13 protein-coding genes and 2 tRNA genes are annotated in these 13066 nt (G+C 39.5%); 7 read left to right on the top strand and 8 right to left on the bottom strand.

Annotated features, from left to right (window positions below; all coding sequences use genetic code 11):
• A partial coding sequence (locus FCR2A7T_RS06110; protein WP_131494800.1) for a hypothetical protein occupies positions 1-1770 on the top strand: 1770 nt, incomplete at its 5' end.
• 66 nt (positions 1771-1836) lie between these two features.
• On the opposite strand, the gene FCR2A7T_RS06105 is transcribed toward FCR2A7T_RS06110, so the two are convergent.
• Positions 1837-2976 carry an acyl-CoA dehydrogenase gene (locus tag FCR2A7T_RS06105; protein ID WP_023570409.1) on the bottom strand — a complete coding sequence of 380 codons (1140 nt, stop codon included), beginning with the start codon at positions 2974-2976 and terminating at the stop codon, positions 1837-1839.
• Between the two features lie 86 nt (positions 2977-3062).
• Between FCR2A7T_RS06105 and FCR2A7T_RS06100 the strand changes: the two genes are divergently transcribed.
• Positions 3063-4136: an anhydro-N-acetylmuramic acid kinase gene (locus FCR2A7T_RS06100; protein ID WP_023570408.1), complete on the top strand. Its 1074-nt coding sequence runs from the start codon at positions 3063-3065 to the stop codon at positions 4134-4136.
• Here the strand turns inward: FCR2A7T_RS06100 and FCR2A7T_RS06095 are convergent.
• Together FCR2A7T_RS06095 and FCR2A7T_RS06090 are read right to left on the bottom strand one after the other, a co-directional pair.
• Complete coding sequence (locus FCR2A7T_RS06095) at positions 4126-4944, bottom strand: alpha/beta hydrolase (protein WP_165551934.1); 819 nt, start codon at positions 4942-4944, stop codon at positions 4126-4128. The two genes, FCR2A7T_RS06100 and FCR2A7T_RS06095, sit on opposite strands and share 11 nt — an antisense overlap.
• A gap of 68 nt (positions 4945-5012) precedes the next feature.
• The gene (locus FCR2A7T_RS06090; RefSeq protein ID WP_035117576.1) at positions 5013-5606 is read right to left on the bottom strand and encodes a TetR/AcrR family transcriptional regulator; all 594 of its coding nucleotides are present in this window, start codon (positions 5604-5606) and stop codon (positions 5013-5015) included.
• 191 nt (positions 5607-5797) lie between these two features.
• Between FCR2A7T_RS06090 and FCR2A7T_RS06085 the strand changes: the two genes are divergently transcribed.
• Together FCR2A7T_RS06085 and FCR2A7T_RS06080 are read left to right on the top strand one after the other, a co-directional pair.
• Complete coding sequence (locus FCR2A7T_RS06085; protein WP_023570405.1) at positions 5798-7024, top strand: Glu/Leu/Phe/Val dehydrogenase dimerization domain-containing protein; 1227 nt, start codon at positions 5798-5800, stop codon at positions 7022-7024.
• Between the two features lie 74 nt (positions 7025-7098).
• Positions 7099-8022: an energy transducer TonB family protein gene (locus FCR2A7T_RS06080; protein WP_023570404.1), complete on the top strand. Its 924-nt coding sequence runs from the start codon at positions 7099-7101 to the stop codon at positions 8020-8022.
• 280 nt (positions 8023-8302) lie between these two features.
• Here FCR2A7T_RS06080 and FCR2A7T_RS06075 read toward each other — a convergent pair whose 3' ends face one another.
• Together FCR2A7T_RS06075 and FCR2A7T_RS06070 are read right to left on the bottom strand one after the other, a co-directional pair.
• The gene (locus FCR2A7T_RS06075) at positions 8303-8701 is read right to left on the bottom strand and encodes an ExbD/TolR family protein (protein ID WP_035117464.1); all 399 of its coding nucleotides are present in this window, start codon (positions 8699-8701) and stop codon (positions 8303-8305) included.
• Entirely contained in the window at positions 8682-9395 is a 714-nt protein-coding gene (locus tag FCR2A7T_RS06070) for a MotA/TolQ/ExbB proton channel family protein (RefSeq protein WP_023570402.1), read from the bottom strand. Before FCR2A7T_RS06070 ends, FCR2A7T_RS06075 begins: the two co-directional genes overlap by 20 nt.
• A 136-nt stretch (positions 9396-9531) precedes the next feature.
• Here FCR2A7T_RS06070 and FCR2A7T_RS06065 point away from each other — a divergent pair, with 136 nt between their 5' ends.
• The 3 genes from FCR2A7T_RS06065 to FCR2A7T_RS06055 all read left to right on the top strand — a co-directional run bounded on the left by FCR2A7T_RS06065 (position 9532) and on the right by FCR2A7T_RS06055 (position 11007).
• Complete coding sequence (locus FCR2A7T_RS06065) at positions 9532-10746, top strand: bifunctional folylpolyglutamate synthase/dihydrofolate synthase (protein ID WP_035117462.1); 1215 nt, start codon at positions 9532-9534, stop codon at positions 10744-10746.
• A 73-nt stretch (positions 10747-10819) separates the two neighbouring features.
• Positions 10820-10897 (top strand) — tRNA-Val (locus FCR2A7T_RS06060).
• A 35-nt stretch (positions 10898-10932) separates the two neighbouring features.
• Positions 10933-11007, top strand: a tRNA-Val gene (locus FCR2A7T_RS06055).
• Between the two features lie 30 nt (positions 11008-11037).
• Here FCR2A7T_RS06055 and FCR2A7T_RS06050 read toward each other — a convergent pair.
• From FCR2A7T_RS06050 to FCR2A7T_RS06040, 3 genes are read right to left on the bottom strand one after another with little or no spacing between them, the layout of a single operon-like run.
• On the bottom strand, positions 11038-11631 hold the full coding sequence (locus tag FCR2A7T_RS06050; RefSeq protein ID WP_035117460.1) for a hypothetical protein: 594 nt from the start codon (positions 11629-11631) through the stop codon (positions 11038-11040).
• Positions 11618-12121, bottom strand: a complete 504-nt coding sequence (locus tag FCR2A7T_RS06045; RefSeq protein WP_023570399.1) for an RNA polymerase sigma factor — start codon at positions 12119-12121, stop codon at positions 11618-11620. The genes FCR2A7T_RS06050 and FCR2A7T_RS06045 overlap by 14 nt, the downstream gene beginning before the upstream one ends.
• Before the next feature lie 8 nt (positions 12122-12129).
• Complete coding sequence (locus tag FCR2A7T_RS06040; RefSeq protein ID WP_023570398.1) at positions 12130-12987, bottom strand: alpha/beta fold hydrolase; 858 nt, start codon at positions 12985-12987, stop codon at positions 12130-12132.
• Positions 12988-13066 lie beyond the last annotated feature (79 nt).

The following is a 13066-nucleotide window of genomic DNA, read 5'->3' as shown; positions in this document are numbered from 1 at the left end:
CAACCTGATGCTGTTACTTTAGTGGCTTCTCATTTGGATGTAACATGTAACGGTTTAGCCGATGGTAAGTTAAGTGTAGACAGTTTCAGCGGAACCGGTACTCCAAGTTTTTATCTTAAAACGGGAGGTGGTGCCTTTTTGGCCACTACAGAAGCTGCTATAGAAGCTGGTAGTTACGGACCCAATACCTATGTTATTAAAGTAACCTATCCTGCCGGTTCGGGAGGTGGCGTTTGTGAGGTAACTGAAACAGAAATCATCGGACAACCGGATGCAGTTACTTTAGTGGCATCGCACTCAAATGTAACTTGTAATGGTTTAACCAATGGTACATTAACCGTTGATAGTTTCAGTGGAACCGGTACACCGAGTTTTTATCTTAAAACAGGTGCGGGAGCATTTGTAGCAACTACAGAAGCTGCTATTGAAGCGGGTAGTTATGGAGCGAATACTTATGTTATTAAAGTGACGTATCCTGCCGGTTCGGGAGGCGGTGTTTGTGAAGCAACTGAAACAGAAATTATCGGACAACCGGATGCCTTAAGTTGTACAGTAGATAAAAACAGTGATGCTATTTGTGCCGGACAAGTTAATGGTTCCGCTACTGTAAATCCGGTAGGAGGCAGTGGAGGTTATTCTTATTTGTGGGATAATGGAGAAACTAGTGCAACTGCAACCGGTTTAGACCAAGGATCGCATACCGTAACAGTGACCGATTCGAATCGATGTACTACAACTTGTGGTGTAGAGATTGGTATTGTTCCTTGTGGTGAATCAAACTGTACCTATACTCAGGGATATTATGGCGATTACAACGGAGCGGCTTGTACTCCAGACGGTACGCCTACAACCGACTTCCAAATCATGGTTAATGCCGTGACTCAGGCTGTCGGTCAATCCGGTAATCCTGTTATTTTTGGTCTTCCGGCAAACAACAAGTATTTTAGATTGTATTTGTCTGATATAAACAGCAATCCGGTAATTGGAGCTAACAATATCTTTAGAATGATGCCTGGTGGAGGAACACCAAAAGCCTTGTCGTTCTTAGTCGGAGGAGCTACATACGGACAATTGAATACTTGGTCTTCTGTGCCAATACGAACAGGTAAAGGGAATACTTACGGTACAATTGGAAACGTACTTTTATCACAAACCATGACCTTATTCTTTAATAAATCAGTAGATGGAGGACTGGGAGCGGTTGAATTATCAGCCACTATGGCAACCATGGATGTAAGTTGTGGTTCCGATGTGCCTATTTCAGGTACTCTTCAAACATTTACAATTTCGCCAGCAATAATTACCTATCTTACCAATAATGGAGGGGCTACTGTCAATAATTTATACCTATTGGCAAACAGAATCCTAGGTGGGGATGTTATTACGGGTATCGATGCTTCTTCTGTTAATGGTGCAGTGGATGCGATTAATAAAGGTTTCGATGGCTGTAGAATACAAGTTCCGGTTCCAGTTGATTCAGTTGCTTCTGGAAGTTTGGACGCTTCAACAGAAGCGACTTTCTCTGCTTATCCGGTGCCTTTCAAAGAGTACATTAATGTCAGATACGAGTTCGATTATCAGTCAAAAGCACGTATTGAAGTCTATGACGCCAAAGGTCTTTTCGTTATGGCGTACAATGATGCCGATGCTTACTTTAATAAAGAAGTTCGTTTAGATGTTACCTTTAATCACGGCGAAGGCCAAATGTTCTTCGTGAAAGTAATTACCGATAAAGGAGTAAGCACTAAAAAAATAGTTTCCAAAAACTAATTTTCATAATAATCAAAAAAAAGGCCGGTTTAAATACCGGCCTTTTTGCTTTATAAATTTTCAGGATTATTTTACCAATCCTCTGGAAATTACAATTCTCTGAATTTCAGATGTTCCTTCGTAAATCTGAGTGATTTTTGCATCACGCATCATACGTTCTACATGATACTCACTTACATATCCGTTACCTCCGTGAATCTGAACGGCTTCATTAGCCACTTCTAAAGCAATCTCAGAAGCATATAATTTTGCCATAGCTCCAGAATGTGCAATGTCTTCTCCATTATCTTTTTCCGTAGCGGCTTTGTGGATTAACAATCTTGCAGCGGTAGTTTTTACGTGCATGTCTGCTAATTTAAAAGCAATGGCTTGGTGGTTGAAAATTGGTTTTCCAAAAGCTACACGCTCCTGAGCATATTTCAATGCTAATTCATAAGCACCTTGAGCAATACCTAAAGCTTGAGAAGCAATTCCGATACGCCCACCATTTAAAGTTGACATTGCGAAAGCAAATCCGAAGCCGTCTTCACCGATTCTATTTTCTTTAGGAACTTTTACATCATTAAATAATAAAGTGTGCGTGTCAGAACCACGAATACCCATTTTCTTTTCTTTCGGACCCACTTCAAAACCTGGCATTCCTTTTTCAACAATAAGAACGTTAATTCCTTTGTGTCCTTTTGAAGCGTCCGTTTGAGCAATTACTAAATACGTTGAAGCTGTTCCACCATTGGTAATCCAGTTTTTTGTTCCGTTTACCAAATAGTGATCGCCCATATCAATTGCAGTAGTTCGTTGCGAAGTGGCATCAGAACCCGCTTCCGGCTCAGACAAACAGAAAGCACCGATAACGTCACCTTTTGCAAGAGGTACCAAATATTTCATTTTTTGCTCTTCAGAACCGTATTTTTCTAAACCAGCACAAACTAATGAATTATTAACCGACATAATTACGGCAGCAGAAGCATCTACTTTTGCAATTTCTTCCATCGCTAATACATAAGAAATACTGTCTAATCCTGCACCTCCGTATTTTGGATCTACCATCATCCCTAAGAAACCAAGTTCCGCCATTTTCTTCACTTGTTCTGTTGGGAATTTAGAGTGTTCGTCTCTTTCAATTACACCTGGTAATAATTCAGTTTGAGCAAAATCTCTTGCTGCCTGCTGAATCATCAACTGTTCTTCGGTTAAGTTAAAGTTCATTGTATATTGTTTTGTTTGTGAATTTTTAAGTGCCCAAATATAAATATAATTCTCCTATTTTCAATTAGATTGCCTAATTTTGAGCCATGCAAAATAAGAGCTATACTGTTGTTGGCGTTATGTCGGGCACTTCATTGGATGGAGTCGATATGGCGCACATTAAATTTGAAGTGAAAAACGGTAAATGGGCGTTTCAGATTTATGAAAATGAAACTATTAGCTATTCGGAGGAATGGGTAAACCATTTAAAAAAAGCAGTCGATTTTTCGGAAGAAGAGTTGAAAAAAATCAATCAGGAATACACCGATTTATTAGCCGAAATTATTTCCGATTTTATTCAAAAACATCAAATTGAAACTCTCGACGCGGTTTGCTCACACGGACATACGATTTTGCACCAACCGCAAAACGGATTTACGTTACAGATTGGGAATCTTCCCAAGATAGCCGAATTAATTCATCAAAAAGTAATTTGCGATTTCCGTGTTCAGGATGTACAATTAGGAGGTCAAGGCGCTCCATTGGTACCGATAGGCGACCGGATTTTATTTTCGGAGTACGATTATTGTCTGAATTTAGGTGGATTTTCCAACGTGTCTTTTGAAGAAAACGGTAACCGAATCGCCTTTGATATTTCCCCGGTCAATACCGTTTTAAATTTTTATGCCGATAAATTTGGATTGAAATACGACGACAAAGGTCAGCTAGCTAAAACCGGAAACGTTTCGGAAGCATTATTGTCCGAATTGAATGCCTTGGATTTCTACCAAAAAGCCTATCCGAAATCGTTAGGGTTTGAATTTGTAAAAACCGTCGTGCTTCCCATGATGGAAAACTATCCGATTTCCATTGAAGACAAACTCCGAACCTTTACCGAACATGTCGCTTTTCAGATTGCTAACGCCTTACCTAAGAAAAACGGAAGCCTTTTGGTAACCGGCGGTGGCGCATACAATGATTTTCTGGTGCAACAAATGCAACACTATCTTCCGGATATGAAAATTATTATTCCGGAAGCCAAAACCATAGAGTTTAAAGAAGCTTTGATTTTTGCCTTGCTTGGCGTATTAAAATTACGAAACGAAATTAATGTTCTGGCAAGCGTTACCGGCGCAAGACATGATCATTGTTCCGGTGTAATTTATGAGTTTAGTGCGTAACAAAATCGGCGACTTTCTTCACCAATTCCTTGCTTTTTAAATCGTGGCCCAAACCTTCTGTAAGTAGCAGTTGGCTGTTTTTCCAGTGTTTGTTCAATCGGACGGAATACTTGAAATTAGTGGCCATATCATTTTTATCATGGATGATTAAAGCCGGAACCGTAATGCTTTCTGCAAATTTGGCACTCGAAAAATAACTGGGTAATTCCCCCAATTGTGCCTCAAATTCCTCAATAATTATGTTCACGGATTTTGTGGTCAAACCTAAAGATTGTTTGTAAAAATCGAAAAAATCAGAAGCTTCACCTGGTGCGCACATAATAACTGCCTTTTCAATACTGTGATTTTTGTAATGATCTAAAAAATAGGTAGTCGCAAATCCGCCGATGGAATGACTTACTATTGAGGTGATATCGGAATGCGATTCTAAAAAAGCATTAATCACTTTGGCGTACAAAACCACATGAATAAACTTGCCGGAAGACAAGCCGTGAGCCGGTGCATCCAAAGCATACACAGTAAAATCATTTTTCACCAAATATTCGATATAGGCTTTCCAACGAAAGGAATGACTGGCCCAACCGTGTACTAAGAGTATTTTTTTGCTTCCATTGCCCCATTGATAGGTTTGGATTTTGTATCCATCTAAAGTAAGGGTGTCTGATATTCCTTTTTGCAGAAATTCCAATTGATGTGGTTTGAGTTTTCGCGCAAACGGATTGCAAAAAAGTCGAAATCCGTCTTTTTTTAACTTTTTGGGATGGGTGTATGACAGAAAATTGAAATAAAATCCTATCGATTTTTGCATAATTTTTTTGGAATTCATAGTATTTTTAATTTTAAGATACCAATCGGTATCAAATTATGTAAATTTTTTTAGAGTAAGATGTCCGAAACAATCCAGTTTTTTAGATGGTTCACTACAATCTCAATATCGGCATTTGAATTTTGCAGTTTACTCATCATTACACCGCCTTCAAGTGTTGAAATCAGTACAGTTGCCACTAATTTTTCGTTTACCAGATTCCTAACCTGTTTGTGTGTTTTTCCATTGATTATTATCTTCTCTACCGAGTCGCGGAAAACGGATAAAGCCTGTTGTGCTTTTTGTTTCAATTCCCAATTCGTGTCGTCAACTTCCACGGCAACATTCAGCAGCGGACAGCCGCCAGTAATAAATGGATTTGTGACGTAACTTTTGAATAAATCGAGTACACAAAACAGCTTGTCTTTAGTGCTGTTTTCAGCCTTGATTCGCTCATTTAAAGTCACAAAAATAGCCTGCATCATTTTTTGGAACGCTTCGATTTCAAGGCTTTCTTTACTCTCGAAATGTCTGTAAATTGCGCCCTTGGTTAATCCTGTAGCCTCAGTGATATCGCTTAATGACGTAGATTTGTACCCTTTTGTGTTAAAAAGGGCAGTGGCTTCTTTGAGTACTTTTGCTTTTGTAATTTCTGAGGATCGCATATGCAAAGATACCAATCGGTATCGAAATGGCAAAAAAAAATAAATTTTCTTTTTTACATTGTTTGAAACACCATAGATTTGCATATCAAAATTTCATTTTACAGATGAAATTGCGATGACAAAATGTTTGATTGCAAACACAAAAAACAAGCGACACAATACAGACCTTAAAAACAACAAACAGATCATTTATGAAAGATTTACTGAAAAAATTCGAAAATAAAGAACCTGAGGTAGTGTTCCATTGGAAAGATGCAGAAACGGATGCAGAAGGATGGACCGTAATTAACTCGTTACGCGGTGGTGCTGCCGGAGGCGGAACCCGTATGCGCAAAGGTTTGGATATGAACGAAGTACTTTCGTTGGCGAAAACTATGGAAGTGAAGTTTTCAGTATCGGGCCCTGCTATTGGTGGCGCTAAATCGGGAATCAATTTTGATCCGAACGATCCAAGAAAGAAAGATGTGTTACAGCGTTGGTATAAAGCGGTTTCCCCGTTGTTGAAAAGCTATTACGGAACGGGTGGCGATTTAAATGTAGACGAAATCCACGAAGTAATCCCAATGACGGAAGCGTGTGGGGTTTGGCATCCGCAAGAGGGTGTTTTTAACGGACATTTCAAGCCAACGGAAGCTGATAAAATTAACCGTATCGGACAATTGCGTCAGGGTGTGGTAAAAGTGATTGAAAACACAACCTTCTCTCCGGATTTAAGTAAAAAATATACCGTTGCCGATATGATTACCGGTTACGGCGTAGCACAAGCGGTGCGTCATTTTTATGATATCTACGGCGGAAACGTTCAAGGCAAGAAAGCTATCGTTCAAGGTTTCGGTAACGTAGGTTCGGCAGCAGCATTTTACTTGGCGGAAATGGGTGCGAAAGTAGTAGGAATCATCGACAGAGATGGTGGTGTTATCAACGAAAACGGCTTCACATTTGAGGAAATTACCACATTATTCCGCAATAAAAACGGAAACACATTAGTGGCGGATAACATGATTCCTTTTGCAGAAATCAATGAAAAAATCTGGTCAATTGGTGCGGAAATTTTCGCTCCGTGTGCGGCTTCACGTTTGGTAACCAAAGCGCAGGTAGACAGTATGGTAGCAGCGGGATTGGAAGTAATCTCTTGTGGTGCGAACGTTCCTTTTGCTGATAAAGAAATTTTCTTCGGACCGATTATGGAAGAAGTGGATTCTAAAGTGAGTTTGATTCCTGACTTTATTTCCAACTGTGGTATGGCACGTGTTTTTGCCTACTTCATGGAGAAAAAAGTGGCCATGACCGATGAGGCGATCTTTAACGATACTTCAGAGATCATCAAAGCGGCGATTCAGAAAACATACGATGTAAGTTCGGTTAAGAAAAACATCAGTGCAAGAGCTTTTGAAATTGCATTGAAACAATTGGTATAATTCTTGTATATTTGGTTCTGACAACATAACAAAAAAAACGTATTTTCGTTATTAGTGTTATAAAGAACATGAATATGGAACAGACTATAATATCAGCAGGCGACAAAAGAAAATCATTTCTAATTACAGCAGTGATTTACGCGTTGTTACTGCTGATATTGTTTTTTATAAAATTCTGGCCTCCTTCCAATCCGGAAACGCTAGCCATGTTAGGTGGTGGCGGAGGCGGTGGTGGCGTAACCATCAATTTTGGAGACAGTGATGTGGGTATGGGCGATAATTTCCAGAGTGAAGTGCTTAATGTAAAGAACGATGTGAAACAAGTAGCCGAAACATCCGCACCGGAAGAAGATATTATTTCCAGCGATACACCGGAAGACAACGCGGTAGTAATCCCGAAAAATCCGAATCCCGTGAAAACCAAACCGGTAGTTAAAACCGATCCGAAACCGGTAGAAGTTAAAAAACCGACGGTTTCCAAAAATACCAACGATGTTTTAGCCAGTTTAATGAACGGTTCCAAAAAAGGAGGCGATGGCGATGATAACCAAGCGGGAAATAAAGGGAAATCGAATGGTGATTTGAATTCTAACGGGTATTACGGCAGTGGCGGTACCGGAGGCGGAACAGGCGGTGGAAATGGTACGGGCAACGGCACAGGAACTGGCCCAGGTAGCGGAAGCGGCTCTGGCGGCGGTAACGGAAGTGGCGTAGGAACCGGAAACGGTGCCGGATATTCTCTCGGAAACCGAAAAGCATTGTCCAAGCCGGCACCAAACTACAACTGTAATGAAGAAGGTAGAGTAGTGGTGGAGGTTTCGGTAGATAAAAATGGGAAAACCATTTCAGTAACTCCGGGAATTAAAGGAACTACGAATACGGCAAAATGTTTGTTGGATCAGGCGCGAATTGCAGCCATGAATACTAGATGGCAGGCGAGTGAGGATGCGCCGGAACGTCAGGTAGGTAAGATTGTTTATACTTTTAGTTTGAATTAATTTTAATTTAATCATAGAACAAAAGCCGATTGAGATTTCAGTCGGCTTTTTTTGTATATGATGTATCGTTTGTTATTAGAACTCTTGTGATGGGATTTCTTCGTCGTCGAAATGATAGCGTTAGTGCAATTTCAAGTAATGGAAAATCGGACTTGTTATGAAAAACAATGCCCTAGCCCCGATAGAAGCGGCATCCTTTTAAAAAAAAATCCCAGCCGTTGAGGTTGGGATTTTTTTTTAAAAGATAGAGCGGATAGCGGGTTAAAGCTTCCGAAAAATATTATTTTGAAGCGCTGGTAGCAATTACAAATTTTAGGTTGTTTTTAACCCCGATTTGCAATACGTCTACCAAATCCTGAACCTGTAAATTGTAAGGAATGCGTACTACTACGGCTTGTTCTTTGTTGTCGCCGATCTTGGTTAACAATTCCTGCTCCAGTTTGTCAAAAGGCACTTCCTGTTTGTCTAAATAAAAACGTTTTTCTTCCGTTACGGACAAACTGATCAGCTGCTTGTTGGTCTTCTCGTTGTTTTTCGATTTGGGTAACGTCATTTTAATTACGTTCGGATTCGCCAAGGTCGAGATAATCAGGAAGAACAAAAGCAAGAAGAACATGATGTCGCTCAACGAACTGGTGGCGACTTCTGCATGAAATCGTTTATTTCGTTTTATCGGCATTTGGTCTCTGGATTATGTTAACGAATTCTAATACGTGGCGTTGCATGTTCAACGAATAATTGTCGATCATACTGTTGTATAAGTGATACGCGGAATACGCGATGATCCCTACGATAAGTCCGGCACCACTACTGATCATTTTTTCGTACAAACCTCCGGAAATGTTTCCGATACTGATGTTTTCGGTCACAGAAATGCTGTAGAAAATCTTGATTACCCCGGAAATTGTTCCTATAAATCCTAAAGTTGGGGCAATACCGGCGATTAGTCCTAAAACACCCAGTTTGCGTTCCATTTCGCCAATTTCGATGTTGGCTACTTTTTCCATGTTGGATTCGATTTCGGCAATTGGTCTTCCGATGGTTTGAATACCTTCTTTGATGACGTTAGCCGAAGCTGCGCCGTCTCTTTCGGCAGCTGAAATGGCCAAATCAATATTTCCGTTGTTTAAATGCGTTCGGATGTCTTTTAATAAATGCGCATCGTGTTTGGTGGCTCTTTTAATGTACATGAAACGTTCTATAATCACATAAATCGTATAGAATAATAAGATGGCAATCGGGATAAGAAAGAATCCTCCTTTTAAGATAAATTGTAAAACAGAAATTTCATTGTCTTTCACCACATTTTGTACTACCGCGCCTGCTGCTTGGGTAATCGTGTCGTTTTGTACTTGTAAAAAAAATCCAGTCATAAATTCTCGGGAATTGTATTTATTTTAAATAATAATCTCAATTTTGCAATAAAGATAAATTTCTATACCCTAATAAACTAAAAAAACGGGCATTTATTTTATAGTTACTAATTTTAACAGCAAATAGCATTCCAAAATGACTTACCAACAAACTTTAGACTGGATGTTTGCCCAATTGCCCATGTATCAGCAGCAAGGTGCTTCGGCGTATAAGAAAGATTTGACGAATACCATTTTGCTTGCCGAACATTTGGGAAATCCTGAAAGAAATGTCAAATGCATTCATGTGGCCGGAACCAACGGAAAGGGTTCGACATCATCGATGATTGCTTCGGTGTTACAGGAAGCCGGGTATAAGGTTGGTTTGTATACTTCACCGCATTTAAAGGATTTTCGGGAACGGATAAAAATCAACGGTAAAGAAATTTCAGAAGAATTTGTAGTCGATTTTATTGCTGTAAACAAATTGTTTTTTGAAGAACATCAGTTGAGTTTTTTTGAAATGACCGTAGGGTTGGCGTTCGATTATTTTGCGAAAGAAAACGTTGATGTTGCCGTGATTGAAGTCGGCATGGGAGGGCGATTGGATTCTACCAATATCATTACGCCTTTAGTTTCGGTGATTACGAACATTGGATTCGATCATACACAGTTTTTAGGAAATACCCTGGAAGCGATTGCTGGTGAAAAAGCCGGAATTATCAAGCCGAATATTCCCGTAGTAATTGGCGAGTATACCGAAGAAACGAAGCCGGTTTTTGTGGCTAAAGCGGAGGAATGTAATTCGGAGATCTATTTTGCTTCCGATTTGATTCAGGAAGAGTATCCTTGCGGTTTGTTGGGCGATTATCAGATTCACAATGTGAAAACGGTGGTACAAACGGTCGCCATTTTGAAAACTCATTTTAAGCTATCGGAAGAGCATCTGAAAAGCGGGTTGTTAAATGTGGTCGCCAATACCGGTTTGCTGGGCAGATGGCAGCAGGTGCATTCCTATCCGAAAGTAATTTGTGATACGGCCCATAACAGTCACGGATTGAAAATTGTGCTCAATCAGATTCAAAAAGAAAATTACGAGCAGTTGCATTTTGTTTTGGGTGTCGTAAATGATAAAGATTTGGACAGCATTTTACCTTTATTCCCTAAAAAAGCGAATTATTTTTTTTGTAAACCCAATGTACCACGTGGATTGGATGAAAAAATTTTACAGCAAAAAGCGGTTGATTTTGGATTGGAAGGAAAAGTATGTAATTCTGTTTCAGGGGCTTATGAAGCTGCTTTGCAAGTGGCCGGTAAGAATGATTTTATTTATATAGGAGGAAGTACTTTTGTGGTAGCAGAAATTGTGTAAAATAATTTTGCAGAAGTGAAAAATACCGCTATATTTGCACCCACAATAACAGGAAATGTTGTTGTCGATAAAAGGGCGATTAGCTCAGCTGGTTCAGAGCACCTCGTTTACACCGAGGGGGTCGGGGGTTCGAACCCCTCATCGCCCACCACTTTTATCACTCTTACTGATAATACAAGAATTATCGGGCGATTAGCTCAGCTGGTTCAGAGCACCTCGTTTACACCGAGGGGGTCGGGGGTTCGAACCCCTCATCGCCCACAAAAAAGCATCTCAAATGAGATGCTTTTTTTATTCCTTATAATTTTCTTCCATTTCTTTTATTGCGTCAATCATTCGCTGGGTTCGTTCGAATTCTTTTGCTTTTTGTCTTTTCCCCAAATAGAAATAGGCGAATAGCATCCAGGCAACGTAAATGGTAAGTACAATGGTTTTCATCATGACGCTCATTGGTTGCATTACTTCAATAAAGTAGAATCCGAATGCGATGTTTAAAATTACAAAGTAAGCTAGTGTGATTTTGGTACCTACAAACTGTTGGAAAACATAAAATTTTTCCAGTTCTGCTAAGGTTTTTGATGGTGATTGTGTGAAATCAATTTTCTTAAGCGTTACCATCTGATGCAAACGGATTGCTGTAAATCCAAATACGCACAGAAACATTAAACCGACTCCGATAAACGTGGTGGTCATTTTGAAATCGACCATTGCTACAACCACAGCTACTCCAACCATGGATGCTATAAGGGTTAAGATTTGAAATAGCATTTTGTTGGTGAAAATTTGTTTTTCTTTTTTTGCTTTTTCAATAATTACGGAAACGTCCGGTAAAGTGCTTTGCTTCTGTTGTTTCCAAATTTCCTGTAGGTTGTCAAATTCTTTCATATTTCGCGTAAATAGTGCTTAATTGTTGTTTTATTCGGTGGATTTTCACTCTTAAATTTCCCTCCGAAATAGCGGTAACTTCTGCAATTTCGCTGTACGGAACTTCTTCGAGCAGAAGCGTGATGATTAAACGATCGGCTTCGGATAACTCGCTAATGCATTTGTAAAGAAGCTGAATCTGCTGCTCTTTATCATCCGTTTCTTCTTCTTTTTTGATTACCGTTTTATCGATGTCAACATTTTTTTTGTTTTTCTGACTTCGTAAATGATGCAGACAGGTGTTTACTGCTATCCGGTAAATCCAGGTGCTGATTTGTGAATCGCCTCGGAATTTATTCAGATTTTGCCAGGCTTTGATAAAGACTTCCTGTAATAGGTCATCGGCTTCCATGGTATTTCCTGTATAACCAAGGCAAAGGCGGTGCACTTTTGGTGAATAGGTTTGGTAAATGTCCTTGAAAAACGTTTCCTGATTTTGGTTGGTTGTCACGGGTTTTGTTATTTAGTTTTTAAAAAGGCATCGATTTCATTGTAAAACCATTGTGGTTGATCGTACATGATAAAATGCTTACTGTCGGCCACTTTGATTGTTTTATTTTTTAATAGCGCGTATTGTTCGTTGTATATTTTTTCGCTGGTCTCTTTGGTTCCGAAGAGACTTGCCATCACTAATATAGGTGATTTTATATTGGCAATGTCTTTTCTTAAATCGGTGGTAGACATTTCTACAATGGTACTTCCTAGTGTTTTTCGGTCGCTTTTGTAGTTCCATTCGGCAATTTGTTTTGCGCGCAGGGAATCGTTTACCTGATGCAGCATGGCTTTGGTCATGTTGCTAATATAGCCTTCGTTTGGAAGGGCTTTGAAATTGTTGATTACCATTTCTTTATTGAACTGGGGATTCGTTTTTAAAGATTCGGCTGTAGTTTCCGGTTTGCCGATGGCGGAAAGAAATGGAAGCCCGTCCACGCATATACCTTTTTCGAACAGGTCTGGTTCAGTGCTTTGAAGCCATAGGGTCATGAAAGCTCCTAAACTGTGTCCAATCAGCATGGGTTTGTTCAGTTTTTTATCCTTTACGTATTGGATGATTTGGTTGCGTACCGTTTTAAGAATTTCTTCGTCTTCGATTGGTTTTGCTCCTGCGAAGCCTGCCAAAGTCAGAACGTGTAATTCGTATTTGTTTTTTAGATGGTTCATGGTTTCGTTCCATACATCACCACTGCAGGAGTAGCCCGGAATTAAAATAATAGGATGGCCTTTGCCGGTAACTTTAACTTCGAAGGCGGGATGTTTCTGTGAAAATACATTTAGTGTAGCCAGAAGAACAAGTAAAACGAGAATCAATTTTTTCATGGTATGATGTTTTAAGTTTTTATTGATTTTCTCTTTTGATACAGACTTAGGTTTATTGTTACAGAAAAAATGTAATTTT

The sequence above is a fragment of the Flavobacterium cauense R2A-7 genome, assembly GCF_000498475.1.
In the GTDB taxonomy this organism is placed as follows: domain Bacteria; phylum Bacteroidota; class Bacteroidia; order Flavobacteriales; family Flavobacteriaceae; genus Flavobacterium; species Flavobacterium cauense.
The sequence above is the reverse complement of the archived record's forward strand: the minus strand, read 5'-3'. Positions and strand labels throughout refer to the sequence as shown.